Origin of the sequence: Pollutimonas thiosulfatoxidans (assembly GCF_004022565.1) — a bacterium.
In the GTDB taxonomy this organism is placed as follows: Bacteria; Pseudomonadota; Gammaproteobacteria; order Burkholderiales; family Burkholderiaceae_B; genus Pusillimonas_D; species Pusillimonas_D thiosulfatoxidans.
In genome coordinates, this window is the sequence record NZ_CP022987.1 from 1,801,024 (window position 1) to 1,823,082 (window position 22,059).

The window sequence follows — 22,059 nt, forward strand, 5'->3', positions numbered from 1 at the left end:
AGATCACTATGAAAAAATTCGTTGCTATCGCTGTATGCACCTTCCCCCTGGCTCTTGGCACCGCGGCCTTTGCGCAGACTACAACACCGGGCGCCGGAGCCGGCGCCGGTGGCGCAGCTACGACACCGGGCACGGCGACACCGGCACCCACCACGCCTCCCGCGACTGGCGCCGCACCCGCAACCCCCGGCATGGGCGCCGGCAGCGCAGCGCCTGCGGCCCCGGGTATGGGTGCCGACGGCGCAGCGCCCCAAGCCGAGCCGACCGAGGCAATCAGTGGCTGGAGCGTCAAAGACAGCATCATGGGCAAGCCCATTGTCAACGAGAATGACGAGAAGATCGGCGATGTGAATGACGTTGTCCTCGCGTCCGATGGCAAGGCGGCCTACTTCATTGTCGGTGCCGGCGGCTTCCTGGGCATGGGCGAACGCGATGTCGCCATCCCTTACCAGGAAATCACTCAATCTGGCGAAGACAAGCTGGTCCTGAAGGGCTACACCAAGGATCAGTTGAAGGCCCTGCCCCGAGTCGAGGTGGCCAAGTAATCAGGCGTATGGACCTTCCCCGCGCGGCCGGTGTGCCGCTCGTGCTGGTATATCCCGCGCGGGAAACCGAACCCGAGCACGAGAAACAAATACTGATGCGGCTGGGCGAACGCCTGGCCGCACTGCTCCGAGGCGAGTTCGGTGGCCTGTATCAACAACAGGATTATGGTTCCAGGCCACGATACCTGATCCCTACTGACACGCTCATCGGCCTGCAACAGGCGAACCATCTGGGCGTGTACAGCGACGCCGACCTTTTTGGCGGCGTCGCCCCTTTTTCCTTCATGCCCACCAAAGCGATCACTCACGCCCTGCATGGCCCGCAAGCCTGGGCACCCCCCGGTTGGTCTCGCGACTTTTCCGCTGCCGTACACGATAGCGTCTTGCCTGGATACACCGTTTTCAGCATTGATGATGCACGCTTGGCCGGCGCACAGTTGCTCAAGCATGGCAGCGCCAGGATCAAGCCGGTTCATGCTACGGCTGGGCGGGGGCAGCAACGTGTATCGACGGTGGCGGAATTGGAATCCGCATTGCGGGACATGGATACCACTCGACTGGCCGACTGTGGACTGGTTATCGAAGAGAACCTGGTCGACGTGATCACCTACAGCGTCGGCCAAGTCCGCGTCGCAGGCATGATTGCCAGCTATGTCGGCACCCAGCGGTTGACGCAGGACAATCAAGGCGAATGGGTGTACGGCGGCTCGGACCTGATCGTGGCGCGCGGCGGCTACGACGCACTCATGACACTAAATCTGGAAGAACCCTTCAAGGTCGCGGTTGCGAAGGCGCGAATTTACGATGCTGCGGCTGACCGTTGCTTTCCGGATTTTTTCGCCTCACGCCGCAACTACGACGTTGCCAGCGGTCGCAACGATAGCGGTGAATTTCGCTGTGGGGTTCTGGAACAATCATGGCGCACTGGGGGGGCCAGCAGTGCCGAGGTTGCGGCGCTGGAAGCCTTCGCTGCAGACCCGGCGCTGCAAGCGGTCAAGGCGACAACCATCGAGCTTTTCGGCACCGACGCGCCCGCCCCTACCGGAGCCATCCAAACTTATAACGGCAGCGATCCCCAAATTGGGCAGCTGAGAAAATACGTGAAGGTTGAGACCTATGGGCACCACTAGCGCAAAAGTCGAAATCCTCGTTGAAGAAGAACGCCTGGCGGGCACTTTCCTTGCGCCGCAGTCCAAAGTGCCCGGCGTACTGTTCGTACACGGTTGGGGCGGTAGCCAGGAGCGCGATCTGGAGCGCGCGCGCGGCATCGCTGGCCTGGGCTGCGTGTGCCTGACTTTTGACCTGCGCGGCCACGAAAAAGGTTCGGCCCGCCAGCAAACCGTAACGCGCGAAGACAATTTGCGCGACATCATCTCTGCCTACGACCTGCTGGCCCAGCACCCGGCGATCGACACCAGTGCCATAGCGGTGGTAGGCACCAGCTACGGCGCTTACCTGTCGACCATACTGACCACCTTGCGTCCGGTGAAGTGGCTATCGCTGCGCGTTCCTTCGCTATACCGCGACGCGCAATGGACGCTGCCCAAACGCCGCTTGAACCGCGAGGACCTCGCCGTGTATCGCGGCGCACCGGTTACCCCTGAAGAAAATCGCGCCCTGGCAGCATGCGCCGGGTTTTCCGGAGACGTCTTGCTGGTGGAATCAGAGCATGACCACCTCGTGCCGCACGCCACCATCATGAGCTATCGCGCCGCCTTCAGGAATTCGCATTCGCTTACGCACCGCGTTGTGGACGGTGCCGACCACGCATTGACGCACAAGGCAAGCCAGGAGGCTTACACCTCGATACTGGTAGGGTGGATTACCGAAATGGTGGTTGGCGCCCGAGTCGGGAAGCGATACGGAGTATCGTAGACCTCTCTTGATTTACGGGTCGACGACCCCACCTAGGCCTAATGATTCCTTTCTCCGTACTAGATCTTGCCCCCATCAACGAAGGCAGCGACGCCGCCGCGTCCTTTCGCCATACGCTGGAAATCGCGCAACACAGCGAGAAGTGGGGCTACAAGCGCTACTGGATGGCCGAACACCACGGCATGCCCGGTATTGCCAGTGCGGCAACCGCCGTCCTGATCTCGCATGTGGCAGCAGGCACATCGACCATACGCGTGGGTGCTGGCGGCATCATGTTGCCGAACCACTCTCCGCTGGTCATCGCCGAACAGTTCGGCACGCTCGAGTCACTGTACCCCGGGCGCATCGACCTCGGTCTGGGACGCGCCCCCGGGTCGGACCAGATCACTGCACGGGCACTGCGCCGCAACCTGTCGTCAGACGCCGATGAGTTCCCGCGCGATGTTCTCGAGCTAATGGACTATATGTCGGACGAGCCGCGGCAAAACGTATTGGCGGTGCCTGGCAAGGGGCTGAATGTACCCATATGGATACTGGGCTCCAGTCTTTTTGGCGCGCAGTTGGCTGCGGCACTTGGCCTGCCCTACGCCTTTGCGTCGCACTTTGCTCCCCAACAAATGATGCAGGCTGTCCAGCTTTATAAAAACACATTCAAACCGTCAGTTCACCTGGACAAGCCCTATGTCATGTTGGGCTTCAATGTGTTTGCTGCCGACACCGACGACGAAGCGCAGTATCTTGCGACCTCATGGCAGCAATCTTTCGTCAATCTTCGCAGTGGTCGGCCTTCCAGGCTACCGCCCCCCGTACGCGGCTACATCGACCAACTGGGCCCAGGCGCCCAGGACCTGCTGGCGCACGTGCTGTCTTGTTCGGCCATCGGCGCACCGGCAACCGTGGCAGATCAGTTGAAGGCCTTTATCACTCAGACAGGCGCTGACGAGCTGATGATTACCTCCAATATGTTCGACCACGCTGCCCGTCTACGTTCGTACGAGATCACCGCGCAAGTTCGCGAGTCGCTGTAAAGTATGAGGCTATGACAGAAGATAGCTCCATCGCAGCGCGCCTCGCGCAAATCCAACAACGCATCAGCCAGGCCGCAGTACGCGCGGGCCGTGCAGCAGACGCCGTTAGGCTGCTGCCAGTCAGCAAAACCTTTGGCGAAGCAGCCATCCGGGAAGCCGTTCAAGCCGGGGTGCGCCGCTTTGGCGAGAACAAGGCCCAGGAAATCCGCAGCAAGTACGAGCCCCTGGCTGATTGCGATATCGAATGGATCATGATCGGGCATCTTCAAACCAACAAGGCCAAAGATGTCGCCCGCATGGCGGCCGAGATTCAATCGCTCGATCGCATCGAACTGGCCATCGCACTGGAAAAACGGTTGCAACAAGAAGGCCGGCAAATCGACGCCCTGGTTCAAATCAAGACGTCTACAGAGCCCACGAAATACGGCCTGCCCCCGGGCGAACTGCCTGATTTCCTGCGCCGCGTAGCAGACGAAGCGCCCAGCCTGCGCATACAGGGCCTGATGACGCTGGCCATCAACGAAGCCAACGACGAGGCCGTGCGTGCATGCTTTCGCAACCTCAGAGAGCTGCGTGATCGCACGCGCGATCTGGACTTGCCGGGTGTGCAGCTGGATCGCTTGTCCATGGGCATGAGCGGCGACTTCGAGATTGCCATCGAGGAAGGCTCGACCGAGGTACGGATCGGCACCGCCATTTTTGGCGGGCGCGTGTATAACGACGATTACTACTGGCCGGAGGGTGTAAAGAAGGCTCCGTAGGGCCGCCGCTTGGGCCCGTCTTCCTTTTCACCTGGCGTATCGCTTGGCTCCTGCGACACACACCACAGCACCCAGGGTGGCTACCAGCATCGTCCAGCTTACCTGTTCATGAAGCAGCAGTGCCGCCAGGCCCAGCCCCATGAATGGCTGCAGCAACTGAAGTTGTCCGACTGCCGCGATACCTCCTTGTGCCAGGCCGTGATACCAGAAAACGAACCCGATCAGCATGCTGAAAAGTGCAACGTAGGCCAGGCCTATCCATGCCGGCCCGCCAACATGCTCGAACGACGCAGGCATAGTCAACAAGGTGATCGGCAGCATGAGGGGCAAGGACAACACCAAGGCCCAACTGATGACTTGCCAGCCGCCCAGCCTGCGGGACAAGCGGCCGCCTTCCGCATACCCCAGGCCGCAGACAACCACAGCGCCCAGCATCAGCAAATCGCCCTCAGGAGAGGCCTGGATACCGCCCATCGCCGCGTAACCGACAACGAAGGCAGCCCCAACGGTCGAGAACAGCCAGAAGACTGGCCCGGGGCGTTCGCCACTACGCAAAACAGCAAAGATGGCCGTGCATAGCGGCAGCAGCCCCACGAAAACTATCGAGTGGGCAGACGTGATGTATTGCAGCGCCAATGCGGTCAACAGCGGGAAGCCAACCACAACGCCCAGTGCCGTGATTGCCAGCGCTTGCACATCAGTCATCTTCGGTCGAGCTTGCCTAAGCAGCAGCAGAAGCGCCAGGCCAAGCAAGCCGGCGATGGTCGCCCGTGCGCCGGTGAGAAATATTGGGTCAAGATCAGCCACTGCTACGCGGGTAGCCGGCAGCGATCCGGCAAAAATCACCACTCCGATAAATCCGTTTATCCAACCGCTCGTTGTTTTTTTCATCGCTACCTTTTGGAGTTTTCTCCCGTCGAATGGCAGCGGCATTAGTCGAGGCCCACCTCAGCGGCGGGATCCTTTAGCGCGAGGCGTTGGCGTGCCATAGCAATAAGATCCCGGTCCAAGCCTTGTCACTCAAACAGAATGGCTTCGATTCTGGCCAAGGCTTCATCGACAATAGACTGCGGCACGGTTTCCTTGAGGCGCACTTTGCGCGCACGCCAATCCAGCGACTTCAACTGATGACAGTGCACGGCGCCTTGGGTGTCTGTGCCCGCACCCATCAGCGTGACCACCGTTCCGTAGGTTCGAGCTGCCGCAACAGCCCCCTGCGAAATCGGACAAATCATCGCCAACCCTTGCTGGTTGAAGACCTTGCCGCTCAGGACAAGGCCGAAGTGAGGGCCTTGCATCTCTCGACCTGACGATGGGTCAAAATCCAGATGCACGATGTCGCCACGGTTGGGCACGTACGCCATCAACCGTTCTCCAGTCCGACGGTGGGCATTTCTTCCCAGCCGTCAACTCGAGGCAGCCCTTCAGACATTTCGGCCATCAGGTCGGCCAGCTTGTAGCGCGGGCGGGTTGGCGCCTCGACGGTCATTTTCTTTCCCAGAAGATGAAGTTCAACCTGGGAACCTTCGCCGAGACCGTTCTGTTCCACAAACACCTTGGGGACCGTCATCACGAGCGAGCCGCCCGCTTTGCGTAGAGTTTGAAGCATAGACGCCTCCTATTTACCCGAAACTTAATAAATCCTATTTTAGTAGAACTATGTGTTTTACTCAAGTAGGACAAGCATATCCTTGTACAGTTCCTACGACCGCTACTATGGGTAGCGTAATATATCGCTTAACCTTTTTTATATGAAAATCAAGGTAATGACCGAGGTATTGGCTAATAAATGAGCAGTTCTGGAAAGGCAGAAAATCACACCCCCATGGTGGAGGAGGAGCAGTTGCTGTCGGGGACAGAAAGGCGAAATTATCTTTTATAATCAATTAGTTAATAAAACTACGCCTTACTTGTCTCTGGCTTGATATGGGCATCGATTGGCATGATTTAGCGACTGAATTGTCCCAAATTTGTCCCAAGAATTTGGTCATCAACGTGGAGCATATTCAAGGGTATGCAGGCATACTTTGCAGCGCTTCGCTGAGGTACGCTGTATTGCCCTGCCGTATGGAATGCCTGCTTCTCATATCCGTCGCATAGTGGAGAATTATTGAACGGAAAAATCCGATGCTAATTACAGCCAGCCTGGTCGATTTCCCCAATCTATCGGGAAGCCTATTTCTGCCAAATGCACCTCTGGGTATTTGGCAAACAGGGCTTTCAACTGTTCTGACCATTCCAGCGGTAGGCCTATTTGTCGCAATAGGTAATTGATAACCGTTGCCACGGCATAGAACGATTTTGAATCGGAAAACCGAATGTCTGCCTTACGATAATCTCTGGGAGCAACGCCAAGCGTCACGCGAAGCAGTTGCCCGCTATGAGCCACCATGTTCCGTACAACTGTCAGAGTATGAATCCACGATTCAAATACTTCAGTCGCATCCACATTGAAGCGCCGACTGATTGCTTTGCGATCATCGGGATTCTTCAGCAACTGATAGGTTCTGGACCAAAGCCCAAAGGTTACGCACTCGCATACTGACCAACTGGGCGGAAGATGCGGTTCGCTGTACCGCGAGAAATAATGCTTCACAAATGTCTTGTCGCGGGCTCGATCTACCTCGGCCTCGATCTTCGCCACAAGCTCAGCTGCGCCCTGCCGCCGCCCTTGCCTGAACAAGTTACCATCCAGGAACCAATGCGGAGAATGCTTCAGACTCAGATGGTTTGCCATCACGACCCGCACCGCAATTTCCAGGCGCTCGACGGCAGCCATGGTCAGGGCTCGCAGCTCTCTATCAAACTCGCAGCGGCTGACAATCTGTTCGAACCGATATCCAGCGGGAAAGTTTTTCGTGACTGGATCGACCAGATGATGCCAGTACCCTTTGAGACGATATCCGCCCACGAAACGCATGTAATTACGCGCTTGCCCACGCTTAAAATCATCCACGACCAACCCCTGCCGCTCCAGCTTCTGGAGAAGCTGCTCCGGCGAGGACGCTGGTTTGCTAAATGGAATGCGATTTATTGCCATGGGCGTAATATGGGCGCAAAAAACCCGCCTTTTGCACGTCTGCGTTAGCAGAACCCTACCCGAAGATAGGACGTGTGGCGGGTGTGTTGAGACTATTCTAACCCAACCAGCCCTCCTCACGCAAACGCCGGAAAGGCCGACAGAAACTGGGGCCAAGCCGTTCGCGGCAATGCCTCTGATGCAAACACAACACGACGTCCTCCGCCCTTCGTGAACCCCCGGTCCCCGCCATGAACGCTTCCAGCATGTGTGGAATCAGTGTCACGGCATCGACCGATTCCCCATAGGTTTGTGCGTGCAGCTCTGCGTAGCGGTCTAGATCGGCCTTCAGGCCAGTCAGACACGGGAAGGTTAACTTAACAGTTTCGGTCTTCGGCAGCGGCCCAAGCCGCTGTTTTTTTAGTCGCGCTCATTGTGAACACCCCCTTGTTGAAGAAAAGCGGTTGGTAAGGCCTCAGCACCAGATCACGGTTGACGATGATGTGCACTGGCAACCCTGAGCGGGTGGTCAACGTAGGTTGGATGTTCATGTTGCGAGCCGCTGCTATCGCTCTAGTTTCTGTGGGCGATGTCTGCCTTGCAGCGAGCTCAGTCATGGACGGGCTGACCGCATTTGGACTTAAAACGGTCACCCAAGCAGTTGCGAAGGACTACATCACTGGCACCTCCACGCATTGGAGCTTAACGTCAAGGTCGAGCTTGCTCCGTTGGCGAAGTCAGGTCTGCAATAGCAGTGCCGCTGACTTATGCTACATGTGCCCGCGCACGCTCGTCACTTTTCTACCTCACTCGATCACATCCGATGCAGCAAACCGGCCTATGCCTCGGCCAAACTGACGGGGATCTTGAGGTAGCGCACGCCGTTGGATTCAGACTCCGGCAAGCGGCCCGCACGGATGTTGACCTGAATGGAAGGCAGCAGCAGCGTGGGAGCCGGAAGTGTGGCATCGCGAGACTGGCGCATCTCGGTGAATGCCTCGGCGCCCACGCCATCGCGCACATGCACATTGCTCTGGCACTGCTCGGCAACGGTCGATTCCCACGCATACTCGGTGCGCCCCGGAGCCTTGTAGTCGTGGCACATGAACAGACGCGTTTTTGGCGGCAACGCCAGAAGCCGACGAATCGACAGGTACAGCATATATGCGCTACCGCCTGGAAAGTCAGCGCGAGCCGTGCCGTAATCAGGCATGAACAAGGTGTCCCCCACGAACACAGCGTCACCGATACGGTACGACACGCAGGCGGGCGTATGGCCTGGCGTATGCATAACCTCTACGGTCAGCGCACCGATGTGGAAGGTTTCGCCATCGCGAAACAGCCGGTCGAACTCGCTGCCGTCGCAGAAAACATCGTCCAGGTTAAACACTGGACGGAAAATCCGCTGTACGTCGCGAATATGCTCACCGATAGCGACAGGCGCACCTGTACGAGTTTTGAGGTAAGGCGCTGCGCTCAGGTGATCCGCATGCGCATGGGTTTCAAGAATCCATGCAATCTGCAGTTCACGCGCATGGACGGCGGCCAGCATGCGATCAGCAGAGGTGGTGGAAGCCTTGCCGCTGCGGTGGTCGTAATCCAGCACCGGATCAATGATGGCGGCTTGGCGGGTGGATGGGTCAGAAACTAGATAGCTCACCGTATTGGTGGCTTCATCGAAGAAGGACTGAATGTCAGCGGCAGGAAACATAACTTGTCCATCCAGGGGTACGGAGTCTTGAATATATATTAGTTTATGCTAAATTAGAAAAATACGAAATAAATTGTGATTGTGACTATGAAAGACAAGCAGTTCCTACAAGACGGAGCGAAGCAGGCGGCTGCCATGTTACGAACCGTCGGCAATGAGCACCGCCTGTTGACCCTCTGTTTACTGATCGAGCATGGGGAAATGACGGTAGGTGCGCTGCATGAATACGTACCCTTGAGCCAATCCGCGCTGTCCCAGCATCTGGCCAAGATGCGCGAAGAGGGCCTAGTGACGTTCCGCCGAGAGGCACAAACGCTGCATTATCGGATCGACAACCCAAACGTGGCCACCCTCATTGCCACACTCAAGGCTATTTTCTGCCCCTGAACCCGACTGTCCGGAGTCAATTTTCATGTCTTTAAAGCCTATTTCCCCCCAAGCAGCCCGAGACCTTATGAATCACGGCGCAATCCTGATCGACATCCGTGCAGCGAACGAATATGCTCGCGAGCACATCGCCGCCGCACGCCACGTCCCCATGGAAGATCTGAAAAGCTCAGCACCGCTCGACGCCACGGCGGGCCTCATCTTTCACTGCCGTTCCGGCAATCGCACACGTATCAATGCTCAGACACTCAGCGCATGTGCGGCCTGCGAGGCTTATGTACTGGACGGGGGACTCGATGCCTGGAAGAAGGCCGGGCTGCCCGTGGTGACAGATACTTCCCAGCCGATGGAGTTGCAGCGCCAGGTGCAGATTACGGCAGGCTCGCTGGTCCTGTTGGGCGCTGTGCTGGGCGCCACAGTCTCGCCCTGGTTTCATGCGCTGTCGGCAACCATCGGCGCTGGCCTGGTGTTTGCTGGTGTATCTGGATTCTGCGGGATGGCCCGCCTGTTGATGCGTATGCCATGGAATCGTAAGGCTGTGGCCGGCTAGGCTAGATACGTCTGCCTCCAGGCATCTTATCACCACGCTCCTGGCTTTCCGACGTTTCTATGTGACTGGCGCACTGCACTCGCAAAAGGCATCAAATCAGCCATTTTTCTCCCTGCTGCTCCATTCGCCACCTCTTCTAAACCCACGATCTCCCGCTATGAACGCCTCCAGCATGTGCGGGATCAACGTCACTGTACTCACGGTTTTCCCGTAAGTCTGCGTGTGTAACGCTGCATAGCGGTCGAGATCGGCTTTCAGGCTGGCCGGACATACGAAGGTTACCTTGACAGTTTCAGTCTTGGGAAGCGGTCCCAGCCGCAGTTTTCGGGTGGTGGTCATTGTGTGACGCTCCCTTGTTGAAGAAAAGCGGCTGGTACGGTCGCAGCACCAGGTCGCGGTTGACGATGATGCGCACCGGCATTCCTGCACGGATAGTCAGTGTCGGCTGGATGTTCATGTTGCGCCGGGTCATCTCTTGGCCGACCTGATTGATGTTGTCCTGGGCGCTGTCGCGTCCGGCGATGATGACGCGGTTGCCGTCCTGCCGGTTTTCCGGCGCGGCCAACTCGGCTCCGACGCCCAAGAGCGTCGTCAGCACGGCACCGCCTATGATGCGATTCCAATGCCAGTCCACATCGTCTTCCAGGCCGGCGAACCCGGTCGGGTCGGCACCAACTAGGTTATCCAGCGTCAATGAGGCCGTATCAGGCAGGATGACCCGATGCCATACGACCTGCACCCGGCTTTGCCCATAGCTGACTTGGCTGTTGTAGCGCCCCAGGATGCGCGAACCTTGGGGAATCAACAGGTGCTTGCCGGTCGCGGAATCATAGACGGGTTCAGTCACGGTGCCGATCACATCCCCCGGAAGGTCAGACTTGATGCCCGTAACCAGCGCAGCGGCGATTACAGTCCCCGCCATAACCTGATACGGCGAGGCCGGCATTTGCAAATCCCCAGAATTACGGGTTTGCGTAGAACCGGATTGCAGGAAGGCTTCTTTCTGGTCTTGCCGGTTCTGTGCCGCAGTGGGATCGGTAGGTTGCGCCTCCGTCGAGGCTGGCCCTGCGGCCAACGGGTCGAACGCAGCTAAGGAATCATCCATTCCGGGCGCGACAGGCATCGCCTGCGCAGCCGTTACCGTGGGCTGGCCGGTGCGGAAGAATACAGGTGAAGCGGCTGCTGCTTCTGCTTCCTTACGCCGCGCTTCGCGTTCGGCAGCTTGCGCGTCAACCCCCGGCGGCGCATAGGTGGCAACCGCCGGCTGCTGACTATTCACGATGGCCGGCCCCAGATCGCCCGGCAGGGGCGGCCCGAGCTCCGGCACATCGGACGGCACGTCCGGGGCCGACAGCATGGAATAGTCAGCGGGCAAGATGTCCAACCCTTCCGACTTGGACACCCGGTCGACGTTGTACAGCTCGGTGTGCTCGCCCGCGCCGCGCCGCTGCGGTTGCAGTGACCAGATGGTGGCACCCAAGGCCGCCGCCGACAGCCCTGCCACCAGGAGGGCGAGCATGCGACGGTTTAGTCGCGTGACGGGCCGTGGCCGTGCGCGCAGCGCCACGGTTTCGGGGGCCACCTTATCCGTCGCCTGTGGCGTGGCTTGTTCGGATCTGTGTTCCTCGCTCATACTCAGTTCCTCCGCGCCACGCCATCGGTACGCTCTATGCGCACCACGTCGCCTCGATCACCACCCAGGCGCAGTTCGGCTGCGCCAAAGAGTCGATCCACGATGTAGTACGGCGAACGGAAGCGATAGTTGACCAGTTGACCGTCGCCCTCAGCACCGATCACAAAGAGCGGTGGCAGCTCCCCTTGAGCAATCCCTGCAGGAAACTGGATATAGACCTTCTGTCCGTCATCAAAGGCGCGCAGCGGCTTCCAGGGCGGATTGCTGCCGCTGACTGCATACCGAAAGCGCAGGCTCTCCAGCGCCAGCCCGGTATCGACGGACGCGCCAGCCTGCGCGGCCCGGTTCTGGCGGTGCAAGGCTAGCATCCGATCCTTCGGGTACTCCCAAGACACCGACGCCATCCATGTCTTTTCGGTGGACGTCAGTTCCAGCAGATAGGTTCGGCGATTGGTGGTAATGACGAGGTTCGTTTTCAGGCCTGAGCGGATAGGCTTGACCAGCACATTCACGCGCAAGTCCGCGCCGCTGCCGCTGGACGTGTCGCCCACGATCCAGCGCACGGTGTCGCCGGCTGCCACCGTCACCAGCTCCTCGCCGGGCTGCAGCGCAATCACCGTTACGCGGCCCACGCCGGTATAGACCTGATAAAGCGCCCCATCGCTATAGGGCCAGACCTGAATGGCATTGACATAACCTTCGCGTGTGGGCGCAATCCGCGCTTCGGCATTGGCGCGGGACACCCGGACGGTTTCATCGGTGGGTTCGGGCGTGGACTTGCCCGCATCCGTGTCCGGCAAGGGTTTCAGTTGCGCCGGCAGCGCCAGCGGTTCGGGCACGGCAATCACTTCGACCGGGCTGGGTGGTTCGGGCAGCAGCTCGGCGGCTACCGGCTCATCGAGCGAAATGGCTGGTGGTGGCTTGCCGTGCGTAGCGCACCCAGCGAGGATGATCAGGGTTAAGGGGGCAACCCACATGCGGACAACATTAATCATGGCTGTGCTCCTTCCGACACGTTCAAATCTCGACTCCAGGACAATCCATGGACATACAGGCCCAAGGAATTCTTTCTCAGTTCGTCCTCTGTTTTCGGCGCCTTATGGACAAGCGTGATGACGGCAGACCAGCGCTGCGTGGACGCAAGAGCGCCGTTGGCGTAGTGCCGTTCAATCCAGCGAATGTTGAAGGTCATGTCGCTGGCTCGAACCACGCTATAGACCTCCACAGTTGTGGACTCCTTACCCACTTTTGCGAAAGGACTGTTCTGCCGTGCATATTCGTTCAGCACGGCGGCACCGCGATCCGTCGTGTAGCGGTAGGCCTCAAGCCAGCTTTCCCTCACGACCACGGGGTCAATAGAAAGCGAGCGAACAAGCTTGATGAAGCGTTCAAGATGCGTAACGATCTCAGCCTCCTTCGGGCTGTAGGGTTCTGTAGCTTTGCCGACCGCCCGCGTATTCCCCAGGCTATCGACCTCCACTACATAGGGAACGATCGTGGACTGCATCGAGCGCCACACCAGGCCACCGGCCATGAATAGCGCGAGCAGCAGGCAGCCGAAGGCCATAAGCCGCCAGTTTTTGGCCTGTACGCGAGCCGAACCGATCCGGTCATCCCAGACCTGGGCGGCGGATTGATATGGGGTTGCAGGTTGCGGTGTCTCGGCATAGCGCACCTGCGGTCGTTTGAAACGCATGGTTGTTCTCCTTATGAATCGGCATCACGAAGGCTCGGACCTTGGCCCGTGCCGCCGCCATCCCCACCGCGTAGAGCATGGGCGGCAGTCGTGGCGGCTTGCGTCAGTTGTTGTCTGCGGTGCAGGCGCTTGGCCCAGGCCGGTTGTGCGGTGCCGGCTGGTTCAGATGACGCAACACCGGACGCACCTATCCCGGCGCCAGAAGCGGAAGTCACCCCCGCCGCTCCTTTAAGGCCGCTACCCGCTGTAGGACCTGTCTGAGAGGCCGACCGGATGCTGCCCACACTTGAACCGATGGAGCGCGCTGCGCCGGATGTCATGCGGACGGCACCCGGGACCATGCGCGCGCCTGCCGCCACCGCACCACCCACCCCTGTGGCGGCCGCACCGATGGCAACCGCAGTCCCGACAGCACCCACGGCGGCACCGGCCATGGAGCCCGCGCCCAACTGCGGCCCGCCGGAGACAAGCCCCGTAGCGATGCCCGGCCCGAATATTCCTAGCGCCAGCAAAGAGAGCGAGGCCAGCATGATGACCAGCGCATAGTCGATGGACGGCTCATCGGGATGCACCTGGAACTCGGCAAACAAGCCGCTGCCAATGCCGACGATCACGGCCAGCACCAGCACCTTTACCCCTGAAGACACCACATTGCCCAGTACCTTCTCAGCAAGGAACGAGGTTTTGTTCCAGAGGGCAAACGGCACCAGCACAAAGCCGGCAAGCGTGGTCAGCTTAAACTCGATCAACGTCACAAAAAGCTGGATGGCGAGCACGAAGAAGCTCAGCACCACCACCATCCAGGCCAGGAACAGCACCACGATGGGGTCGATGTTGGCGAATACTTGGGGAAAGCCCGCCATGTCGCCGATTTGCTCCAGAATCGGCGCGGCGGCATCAATGCCGGTCTTGGCCAGCCGCCCTGGCTGCAGAAAGTTACCCATGCTCAACGACGAGCCCGAGGCCATCAGCCCCAATCCCGCGAACGAGCGGAACAGGATCCCAGCCAGCGCGTTGAAATTGCCGATAATGTAGGCAAAGGCGCCGACGTAAAGCACCTTGCGCAGCAGCTTGGCGATCACGTCATCGCCCTGGCCGCTGGCGTGACCCATTGCCCAATACAGGCCGGCCAGCGTCATGTCGATGACAACTAGGGTGGCGGTGAGAAACGCCACGTCGCCTTGCAGCAGCCCGAACCCCGAGTCGATGTACTGCGCAAAGGTAGCGAGAAAACGGTCGATCACCGCCACGTCGTTCATGGCTCAAGCGCTCCGGTCAGTTGCCGTAGAAGGTCACGGCCTGTGGCGTGTATGGCGTGCCGCTGCCCTGGAAGCGCCGCCGTACTTCACGGGCGCGCTCGGTCACGGCGGCTTGCTGGGCCAGCTCCAAGGCGGCAGCCCGATCCTGGGTAATCTGAAGCTGCTGCGCCTGAATGCTCTGTTTGGCCTGTAAAGCCAGAAGCTGGTTGGTCGCCTGCATGGCCTGCAACGCGCCTTGCGCCGACTGGCTTTGGTTCACCAGATCTGCCAGCGCGCTTTCATCGTCGCGCAGGTTCTGCGAGGCTTGCGCCTGCACCCGCATGGCCGTGTACAAGCCATTAAGCGTGTTCTGCCAGCGCGCCCGCGCATCCTGAGCCATACTGTCGCCGCTGACAGTTGCGGCGTACTGGTCGGGATACAGGCGGGCGAATTCCTGATCCATGTGCGCCACCTCGTAACTGAGCCCCTGCGCCTGGCCGATCAAACGGTCGGTGGCGGCCAGCGCGGTACGCAGACGGTTCACGACGTTGAAATCCAGGCTCGCCAGATTACGTGCCTGATTCATCAACATCTGCGCCTCGTTCTGAAGCTGGCTAATCTGGTTATTGATCTGCTCCAACGTGCGGACGGCAGTCAGCGTATTTTGCGTATAGTTGGACGGATCAAAGACCGTTTTCCAGGCCCAGGCGGGCGAAACAGCGAGTAACGACATCGAAAGCACGACGGCAAGCGATACGGATAGCGCGCGGGTTTTCATGGCAGGTTCTCCAGGGATGAAGGGGAAAGCTCGGGAACGGGCGAGAGACCGGGAAAATCGGGCAGCAGATCGGCAGCCCAGCCCAGACCGCGATGGCGCAGCCAAGCGCCCGCAAAGCCGGGGACCCCAGCGTCTAGCAGGATTCGGTCGATGTCGCGCTGGTCTTGCGGGGTGGACACCCCCGCAAAGGCCAGCGTCGCCGGTCCCAGGTCAAGGTCGAACAGACGATTGCCCAGACGCGATTGGTAGTAGTAGTCGCGCTTGGGTTGGGCGGTGGCGACAATCTCGATCTGTCGGCTATTCAGGCCAAAGCCTTCGTAGATCGTGCGAATCTGCGGTTCGGTCGCCTGTGGATTGGGCAGGAAGATGCGGCTGGAGCAGCTTTCGATGATGGCTGGCGCGATGCTCGAATCCTTGATATCAGCCAAGCTTTGCGTGGCAAAGATGACGCTGACATTCTTTTTGCGCAGGGTCTTCAACCACTGCCGGATACGAGCGGCAAAGGACGGTTCATCGAGAAACAACCATGCTTCATCTAGAATCAGGAGGGTGGGAGCACCATCGAAGCGTTCATCAAACCTGGCAAACAGATAGCGCAGCACCGCCTGCACGGCGGCCGGACTGTGCATCAATTCTTCCATCTCGAAGCCCTGCACGTCGGCCATGCCCAGCCGGTCATGGTCGGCATCCAGCAGCTTGCCGTGTGAGCCGCCCAGGACATAGGGCGCAAGCGCTTGGCGCAATGTGTTCGATTGCAGCAGCACGGAAAAACCCGTCAACGTGCGCTGCTCCACCGGCGCACCTGCGAGGCTCCCCAGCGCCGACCAGATGGCGACTTTATCGTCGGGGCTGACGGCCATGCCTTCGTGCAGCAAGCGACCTTCGATCCATTCTGCGGCCCAAGTGCGGTAGCCGTCGTGGTCAATGCGCGCCAACGGCTGAAAGGCAATCTCACCATCATTGCCAAGGTCATAGTGCTCCCCGCCCAGGCCCAAGATGGTGGCGCGCATTGAACGGCCCATGTCGAAGGCGAAAATACGTGAACCGCGATAGCGGCGAAACTGCTTGGCCAGGACGGCCAGCAGCACCGACTTGCCCATGCCGGTCGGTCCTGCGACCAGGGTGTGGCCCACGTCGCCGATATGCGTCACCAGCCGGAATGGTGTGGCGCCTTCGGTGCGCGTGATAATCAGCGGGGGGCCGTCCAGATGGTTGTTTTTCTCCGGTCCAGCCCACACTGCTGATACCGGCATCATGTGCGCCAGATTCAATGTAGACACAATCGGTTGCCGTACATTTGCGTAGGCGTTGCCGGGGATGGACGAGAGCCAGGCATCCACAGCATTCAGCGTCTCAGGAATCGTCACAAAACCCCGGCCCTGGATGACGCGTTCAATCATGCGCAGCTTTTCATCGGCCGCAGCGGGTTCGGCATCCAGCATCGTCACGGTAGTGGTGACGTAGCCAAAGGCGACTTGATCACTGCCCAACTCCTGCAAGGCAGCATCTGCATCGGCGGCCTTGTTGCTGGCATCGGTATCGACCAGAGGCGACTCCTGCTGGAAAATCGTTTCCCGCAGCAGCGCCACGACATTTTTGCGCTTGGCGAACCACTGACGACGTAGGCGGCGCAGCTCCTTTTCCGCCTCGGCTTTGTCCATACAGATGAAGCGCGTACTCCAGCGATAGGCAAAACCAAGCCGGTTAAGGTCATCCAAAATGCCCGGCCAGGTGGACGTCGGGAAGCCCCGCACCGATACCACGCGCAGATGTGCGTCGCCCAGTGTCGGTGCCAGCCCACCCACCAGTGCGCAATCGCTCAGCAGCGCATCCAGATGGAACGGCACTTCCGGCACACCGATGCCGTAACGCCGTGTCGAGATGGTGGAATGCAGGTACGCGAGCGTCTGGCTGTCATCCAGCCAGCCGATTTCTGGCATCACGCTATCAAGTAGATCAAAGACGCGATCCGTTTCCGCTACGAATGCGGCCAGCCGCTCACGCCAGTCCACGCCTTCGGCGGGACGGTTCTCATAGAGCAGCCCCGCTGCGCGGGCGCGAGACTCCTCGGGTGGGAGGAACACGAACGTCAAGTAATAGGCACTCTCGAAGTGATTCCCAGCCTCTTCGAAGGCGGCGCGGCGCTCCTGATCGACCAGCCAGGACAGGGCTTCAGGAAAGTCCGAATGGGGGTAGCCCGCCGCCGGGCGGCGCTCGGCCTCAATGAAAAGCGCCCAGCCCGACCCCAGGCGCCGTAGTGCATTGTTCAAGCGCGCCGTCGTGGCGATCAGCTCGCTTTGGGTCGCGCTATCCAGATCAGGTCCGCGAAAACGAGTCGTGCGCTGAAAGGAACCATCCTTATTCAGCACGATGCCCGGCGCAACCAATCCGGCCCAGGGCAGCCAGTCTGCCAGCAAGGCGGGACGCTGGCGATATTCGGCAAGGTTCAGCATGACGGTATCCTCTTATACGTCCAGCAACGATTTGTGCTTAATGTGGCGCGCGAACACCTGCATGAACTGCGGGTCCAGCCGCGCGCCCCAGACCGCCAGAGAGTGGCCGACGATCCACAGCACGACGCCCGGTATCCACAATTGCAGACCCAGCCCCACGGCAGCCGCCAGCGTGCCGTTGGCAATGGCCACGGTGCGCGGTGCGCCGCCCAGCAGGATGGGTTCGGTCAGCGAGCGATGCAGCGGAATTTCAAAGCCGGACGCGAAGCTCGATGCGCCTTTGGTGTCGACACTCATACGACGGCCCCGCCCGAGAACGAAAAGAACGACAGGAAGAACGAAGATGCGGCGAACGCGATGGACAGACCAAAGACAATTTGAATCAGTTTGCGAAAGCCTCCGCTGGTGTCACCAAAGGCGAGCGCCAGCCCCGTGGCGATAATGATGATGACCGCCACAATGCGCGCCACCGGCCCTTGAATGGACTCCAGAATGGATTGCAGCGGCCCTTCCCAGGGCATGGAGGAACCAGCGGCGTGTGCTGCGCCGGCCAGGAGCATCAACATCATGGCCAGCAGCAACCCTTGCGCGGCAGGCCGGACAAGCAGACGCAGGCGGTTCATAGTAGAAAGCGGAATCACGGAAATACGAAATACATCAGCAGGCGTCATGGCAGTTCTCCAACGGAATCAGGGGATGGGAAGATCGCCGCAGCGGGTGCGGCATCGGAAATAGGTGACGGTGCAGAAAGCGGCGTCTCCAGCGCATCCCCCAGGCGATAGCCCGCCGCATCGAAACCCATGACACGGGCAATGCTTTCGACGCGGCGCTTACGGCCCCGTCCGGCGATGTGGATCACGACGTTGACCGCCTCGGCGATGAGCGCACGCGGCGGGTTCACCGCGACTTCCAGAATCAGTTGCTCCAGGCGCAGCAGCGCACCCAAGGCGGAGCCAGCATGGATGGTGGCGATACCGCCGGGATGGCCGGTGCCCCAGACCTTGATGAGATCCAGGGCTTCGCCGCCGCGCACTTCGCCAACCACCACGCGGTCGGGGCGCAGACGCATGGTGGCGCGCACCAGCTCCTGCATCGACACGACCCCGGCGCGGGTGCGCAGTGGCACGTGGTCACGGGCCGCGCATTGCAGTTCAATGGTGTCTTCCAGCACCAGTACGCGGTCGCCCGTGGCGGCGATCTCGGCCAACAAGGCGTTGGCAAGCGTGGTCTTGCCGGTGCTGGTGCCGCCGGCGATCAGGATGTTCTGCCGCTCACGTACCGCAAGCCGCAGAAACCCGGCCTGATCAGCGGTGACGATGCCGTCGGCCACATAGCGATCCAGGCTGAGGATGCTCACCGCCCGCTTGCGTAGCGCAAAAGCCGGGCCGGGTGCGGCGGGCGGCAAGATGCCCTCGAAGCGCTCGCCTGTTTCGGGCAGTTCAGCGCTCAAGAGCGGCTGGCCGCGATGCACTTCCGCGCCAACGTGCGTCGCGACCAGCCGGATGATGCGCTCGCCATCGGCTTCGGACAGCTCGACGCCCAACGGCGTGCGGCCCGTAGAGAGCCGATCCATCCACAGGCTGCGGTCGGGGTTGAGCATGATTTCCACCACGTCCGGGTCTTCCAGCGCGGCGGCGATCAGCGGCCCCATTGCTGTGCGCAGCATCTGGATGCGGCGGTCCAGCGATGTGGACGCGGACGAACGAGGTTCATGCAAGGACTGCGGCGCGATAGTCATGAGACACGCTCCTGCGCTTCGAAATGCGCTGGCGCGTCGTCCATACGTATCGGCTCGGGGTGCAACTCATCCACCACGTCGCGCACCAGGCTGCGACCGCGCAGCAGGTGGCGGCCAAGCTGTTCGACGAATTGCTCAAAGCGCGCCTTGCCCTGCGCACGGGCCGCATCCTGATGGGCTTCGGGCACCGGCGTGCTGACCGTCAGGTAGTAGCGCACGAACAGCGCCAGCGTTTCGATCTGGATATTCTGGTCACGCTCCAAGCGCTCGAACTGGCGTGACAGGCGATCCAGGCGCTTGGCCATCGCCGCTTCGCGCTGGTCGCCGGCATCGGGCGAGAGCCACGAAGCCAAGGCGGCGGCGACGATGGACGATTTGGACACCCCTTTCTTGGCGGCCAGCTCGTCCAGGCGCTTGGCGTGTTCAGGGTGGATGAAGAGATTCAGGCGATATCGGCTCATAACTGGATTCCGTCATCAGGGTCGAGGACAGCCAGCCGCGCCACGCGCTGCATGGCCGGATCAAGCTGGCTGGGAAGAACAGGCGCCAGATCGTCGTCATCGAGCAGCGCCAGGTCGCTGGCGGGGTACTCTGGCTGCGGGCTGTAGGTGGCGGCTTCGTCTAGCTCGGGCCGATGGCGCGGGCCGCCGTCATCGGCCACGCCCGCCATGCCATCGCCACCCGCCGAGGCGGGCGCAACGGGAACAGCCGGAATCGACAGACCGCTCCAATCATCGGGACGGGCCGGCGGTGCATCCGCATAGCGCCCGGCGGCAAGTACCGGCGGCGCCAGCACGCGATGCTTGAAATTGGCATCCAGGTAGTAGCGCAGCTTCTTAGCCTTGATCGGCGCCACGCTGGAAACCATCACCACCGCCTCATCGGGAGGAAGCTGCATGACTTCGCCGGGGGTCAATAGCGGCCGCGCTGTTTCCTGGCGCGACACCATCAGGTGCCCCAACCAGGGTGCGAGCCGGTGGCCCGCATAGTTACGCTGGGCGCGCAGTTCGGTGGCCGTACCCAAAGTTTCGGAAATCCGCTTGGCGGTACGCTCGTCGTTCGTGGCGAAGGTCACGCGCACATGGCAGTTATCCAGAATGGAATGGTTCTGGCCGTAAGCCTTGTCGATCTGGTTGAGCGACTGCGAGATCAGGAAGCTGCGGATGCCGTAACCGGCCATGAAGGCCAGCGCCGTCTCGAAGAAGTCCAGGCGGCCCAGGGCCGGGAACTCATCGAGCATCAGCAGCAGCTTGTGGCGGCGAGCGATGCCGTCGGAACCGTCCAGCGATTCCGTCAGCCGCCGCCCGATCTGATTGAGAATCAGGCGAATCAGCGGCTTGGTGCGGCTGATGTCGGACGGCGGCACCACCAGATAGAGCGACACGGGATGGTCGGCAGCGATCAGGTCGGCAATGCGCCAGTCGCAGCGTGAAGTGACTTCGGCCACCGTGGGGTCGCGGTACAGGCCGAGGAACGACATCGCGGTGGACAGCACGCCCGAGCGTTCGTTATCCGACTTGTTGAGCACTTCACGCGCGGCGGAGGCCACCACCGGATGCGGTCTGCCTTCATCCCCATCCGTGCCCAGGTGCGGGGTCGTCATCATCCGATGCAAGGTCAGCTCGAACGGGCAGGCCGGGTCGGACAGAAAGTTCGCCACGCCGCGTAGCGTCTTGTCTTCGCCCGCATAGAGCACATGCAGGATGGCGCCCACCAGCAGCGCATGACTGGTTTTCTCCCAATGGTTGCGGCGCTCCAGCGCACCTTCGGGATCGACCAAGATGTCCGCGATATTCTGCACATCGCGCACTTCATGCGCGCCGCGCCGTACTTCCAGCAGCGGGTTGTACCCTGCGGATTGGCTATCTGTGGGGTTGAACAACAGGCAGTGCGAGAAGCGCGCGCGCCACCCGGCCGTGATCTGCCAGTTCTCGCCCTTGATGTCGTGAATGACGGCCGACGCCGGCCAGGCGAGTAAGGTGGGCACCACCAGGCCCACGCCTTTGCCCGAGCGCGTGGGCGCGAAGGCCAGCACATGCTCCGGTCCTTCGTGGCGCAGGTACTGCCCCTCGTGCTGACCGAGGAAAACGCCAACGGGTTGGGTCAGTCCGGCTTCACGGATGTCGCTCGTCTCGGCCCAGCGAGCTGAACCGTAGGTGGTGACCATCCGTGCCTGGCGCGAGCGCCAGATCGACATGCCGATGGCAACCACCACGGCAATCAGGCCGCTGCCGCCCGCGATCAGACCACCGATATTGAAAACCTCGGAGGCATAGGCGTCGAAGAAGAACCACCACTCGAACAGTTTCCAAGGGAGATAGATCGGCGTGCCGTAGACATCGAACCAGGGCGAACCCAGGCGTAGCTGATAGCCCAGGGCGGCGGCTGTCCATTGTGTGGCACTCCACACTCCGGCGATCACGATGCCGAATACGACGGCGATCTGCCCGAACAGCACGTTCGTCCCTTGCATAGCCTGGCCTCCGATGTCTCCTGCGCTGATTCCTCAAAAAGGCGGCACGTGGGTGTGCCTGCCATATGAGGATCGGTGCCGGGCCAGTGCAGGTCAAAGACTCTTATCGGGACAATGCTGACGAAAAAAGCATCAATTCATATAGGAGCGAATACAAGAAAAAAGCCGCAGGCG

The 22,059-nt window shown here is 60.5% G+C and carries 25 protein-coding genes and 1 pseudogene; 7 read left to right on the forward strand and 19 right to left on the reverse strand.

Going from position 1 to position 22,059, the window contains the following annotated elements:
• The first annotated feature begins 8 nt into the window (after nucleotides 1-8).
• Genes CKA81_RS08625 through CKA81_RS08645 form a run of 5 tightly spaced genes read left to right on the forward strand, consistent with a single transcriptional unit; the run spans nucleotide 9 to nucleotide 4,209 of the window.
• Nucleotides 9-545, forward strand: coding sequence for a PRC-barrel domain-containing protein (locus tag CKA81_RS08625; RefSeq protein ID WP_128354946.1), 537 nt, complete (start codon nucleotides 9-11; stop codon nucleotides 543-545).
• Between the two features lie 8 nt (nucleotides 546-553).
• The gene (locus CKA81_RS08630) at nucleotides 554-1,675 is read left to right on the forward strand and encodes a DUF3182 family protein (protein WP_128354947.1); all 1,122 of its coding nucleotides are present in this window, start codon (nucleotides 554-556) and stop codon (nucleotides 1,673-1,675) included.
• A complete protein-coding gene (locus tag CKA81_RS08635) occupies nucleotides 1,662-2,420 on the forward strand; it encodes an alpha/beta hydrolase family protein (protein ID WP_128354948.1) in 759 nt (252 codons plus the stop codon). The genes CKA81_RS08630 and CKA81_RS08635 overlap by 14 nt, the downstream gene beginning before the upstream one ends.
• A 41-nt stretch (nucleotides 2,421-2,461) precedes the next feature.
• Nucleotides 2,462-3,448 carry an LLM class flavin-dependent oxidoreductase gene (locus CKA81_RS08640; RefSeq protein ID WP_128354949.1) on the forward strand — a complete coding sequence of 329 codons (987 nt, stop codon included), beginning with the start codon at nucleotides 2,462-2,464 and terminating at the stop codon, nucleotides 3,446-3,448.
• Between the two features lie 11 nt (nucleotides 3,449-3,459).
• The gene (locus CKA81_RS08645) at nucleotides 3,460-4,209 is read left to right on the forward strand and encodes a YggS family pyridoxal phosphate-dependent enzyme (RefSeq protein WP_128354950.1); all 750 of its coding nucleotides are present in this window, start codon (nucleotides 3,460-3,462) and stop codon (nucleotides 4,207-4,209) included.
• A gap of 27 nt (nucleotides 4,210-4,236) precedes the next feature.
• Here the strand turns inward: CKA81_RS08645 and CKA81_RS08650 are convergent, their stop codons facing one another.
• The 7 genes and pseudogenes from CKA81_RS08650 to CKA81_RS08680 form a co-directional block, all read right to left on the reverse strand.
• On the reverse strand, nucleotides 4,237-5,100 hold the full coding sequence (locus tag CKA81_RS08650; RefSeq protein ID WP_128354951.1) for a DMT family transporter: 864 nt from the start codon (nucleotides 5,098-5,100) through the stop codon (nucleotides 4,237-4,239).
• Between the two features lie 125 nt (nucleotides 5,101-5,225).
• On the reverse strand, nucleotides 5,226-5,573 hold the full coding sequence (locus CKA81_RS08655; protein ID WP_128354952.1) for a type II toxin-antitoxin system PemK/MazF family toxin: 348 nt from the start codon (nucleotides 5,571-5,573) through the stop codon (nucleotides 5,226-5,228).
• Nucleotides 5,573-5,818 carry an AbrB/MazE/SpoVT family DNA-binding domain-containing protein gene (locus CKA81_RS08660; protein WP_128354953.1) on the reverse strand — a complete coding sequence of 82 codons (246 nt, stop codon included), beginning with the start codon at nucleotides 5,816-5,818 and terminating at the stop codon, nucleotides 5,573-5,575. The genes CKA81_RS08655 and CKA81_RS08660 overlap by 1 nt, the downstream gene beginning before the upstream one ends.
• 525 nt (nucleotides 5,819-6,343) lie before the next feature.
• Entirely contained in the window at nucleotides 6,344-7,249 is a 906-nt protein-coding gene (locus CKA81_RS08665) for an Abi family protein (protein ID WP_118994251.1), read from the reverse strand.
• 97 nt (nucleotides 7,250-7,346) lie between these two features.
• Complete coding sequence (locus CKA81_RS17550; protein ID WP_118994250.1) at nucleotides 7,347-7,628, reverse strand: DUF2274 domain-containing protein; 282 nt, start codon at nucleotides 7,626-7,628, stop codon at nucleotides 7,347-7,349.
• Nucleotides 7,606-7,785: pseudogene (locus tag CKA81_RS17300) on the reverse strand (hypothetical protein); the annotation flags it as partial. The gene CKA81_RS17550 and the pseudogene CKA81_RS17300, both read right to left, overlap by 23 nt.
• A gap of 281 nt (nucleotides 7,786-8,066) precedes the next feature.
• Entirely contained in the window at nucleotides 8,067-8,939 is an 873-nt protein-coding gene (locus CKA81_RS08680) for an MBL fold metallo-hydrolase (protein ID WP_118994249.1), read from the reverse strand.
• Nucleotides 8,940-9,026: 87 nt separating this feature from the next.
• Between CKA81_RS08680 and CKA81_RS08685 the strand changes: the two genes are divergently transcribed.
• Complete coding sequence (locus CKA81_RS08685) at nucleotides 9,027-9,326, forward strand: ArsR/SmtB family transcription factor (RefSeq protein ID WP_228255684.1); 300 nt, start codon at nucleotides 9,027-9,029, stop codon at nucleotides 9,324-9,326.
• Nucleotides 9,327-9,351: 25 nt separating this feature from the next.
• Nucleotides 9,352-9,876: a rhodanese family protein gene (locus CKA81_RS08690; RefSeq protein ID WP_118994247.1), complete on the forward strand. Its 525-nt coding sequence runs from the start codon at nucleotides 9,352-9,354 to the stop codon at nucleotides 9,874-9,876.
• A gap of 96 nt (nucleotides 9,877-9,972) precedes the next feature.
• Here CKA81_RS08690 and CKA81_RS08695 read toward each other — a convergent pair whose 3' ends face one another.
• From CKA81_RS08695 to CKA81_RS08750, 12 genes are read right to left on the reverse strand one after another with little or no spacing between them, the layout of a single operon-like run.
• Nucleotides 9,973-10,215 carry a DUF2274 domain-containing protein gene (locus CKA81_RS08695; RefSeq protein WP_118994246.1) on the reverse strand — a complete coding sequence of 81 codons (243 nt, stop codon included), beginning with the start codon at nucleotides 10,213-10,215 and terminating at the stop codon, nucleotides 9,973-9,975.
• Entirely contained in the window at nucleotides 10,169-11,509 is a 1,341-nt protein-coding gene (locus CKA81_RS08700; protein ID WP_118994245.1) for a TrbI/VirB10 family protein, read from the reverse strand. Before CKA81_RS08700 ends, CKA81_RS08695 begins: the two co-directional genes overlap by 47 nt.
• A gap of 2 nt (nucleotides 11,510-11,511) precedes the next feature.
• A complete protein-coding gene (trbG, locus tag CKA81_RS08705) occupies nucleotides 11,512-12,504 on the reverse strand; it encodes a P-type conjugative transfer protein TrbG (RefSeq protein ID WP_118994244.1) in 993 nt (330 codons plus the stop codon).
• Nucleotides 12,501-13,205, reverse strand: a complete 705-nt coding sequence (gene trbF / locus CKA81_RS08710; RefSeq protein WP_118994243.1) for a conjugal transfer protein TrbF — start codon at nucleotides 13,203-13,205, stop codon at nucleotides 12,501-12,503. The genes trbG and trbF overlap by 4 nt, the downstream gene beginning before the upstream one ends.
• An 11-nt stretch (nucleotides 13,206-13,216) precedes the next feature.
• Complete coding sequence (trbL, locus tag CKA81_RS08715) at nucleotides 13,217-14,464, reverse strand: P-type conjugative transfer protein TrbL (protein WP_118994242.1); 1,248 nt, start codon at nucleotides 14,462-14,464, stop codon at nucleotides 13,217-13,219.
• Between the two features lie 16 nt (nucleotides 14,465-14,480).
• Nucleotides 14,481-15,221, reverse strand: coding sequence for a P-type conjugative transfer protein TrbJ (gene trbJ, locus CKA81_RS08720; RefSeq protein ID WP_118994241.1), 741 nt, complete (start codon nucleotides 15,219-15,221; stop codon nucleotides 14,481-14,483).
• Complete coding sequence (trbE, locus tag CKA81_RS08725) at nucleotides 15,218-17,674, reverse strand: conjugal transfer protein TrbE (protein WP_118994240.1); 2,457 nt, start codon at nucleotides 17,672-17,674, stop codon at nucleotides 15,218-15,220. Before trbE ends, trbJ begins: the two co-directional genes overlap by 4 nt.
• A gap of 12 nt (nucleotides 17,675-17,686) precedes the next feature.
• Nucleotides 17,687-17,971 carry a VirB3 family type IV secretion system protein gene (locus tag CKA81_RS08730; RefSeq protein WP_118994239.1) on the reverse strand — a complete coding sequence of 95 codons (285 nt, stop codon included), beginning with the start codon at nucleotides 17,969-17,971 and terminating at the stop codon, nucleotides 17,687-17,689.
• Nucleotides 17,968-18,345, reverse strand: coding sequence for a TrbC/VirB2 family protein (locus CKA81_RS08735; RefSeq protein WP_118994238.1), 378 nt, complete (start codon nucleotides 18,343-18,345; stop codon nucleotides 17,968-17,970). The genes CKA81_RS08730 and CKA81_RS08735 overlap by 4 nt, the downstream gene beginning before the upstream one ends.
• A complete protein-coding gene (gene trbB, locus CKA81_RS08740; RefSeq protein WP_118994237.1) occupies nucleotides 18,342-19,412 on the reverse strand; it encodes a P-type conjugative transfer ATPase TrbB in 1,071 nt (356 codons plus the stop codon). Before trbB ends, CKA81_RS08735 begins: the two co-directional genes overlap by 4 nt.
• A complete protein-coding gene (locus CKA81_RS08745; RefSeq protein WP_118994236.1) occupies nucleotides 19,409-19,873 on the reverse strand; it encodes a ribbon-helix-helix protein, CopG family in 465 nt (154 codons plus the stop codon). Before CKA81_RS08745 ends, trbB begins: the two co-directional genes overlap by 4 nt.
• The gene (locus tag CKA81_RS08750; protein ID WP_118994235.1) at nucleotides 19,870-21,885 is read right to left on the reverse strand and encodes a conjugal transfer protein TraG; all 2,016 of its coding nucleotides are present in this window, start codon (nucleotides 21,883-21,885) and stop codon (nucleotides 19,870-19,872) included. Before CKA81_RS08750 ends, CKA81_RS08745 begins: the two co-directional genes overlap by 4 nt.
• Nucleotides 21,886-22,059: the final 174 nt, after the last annotated feature.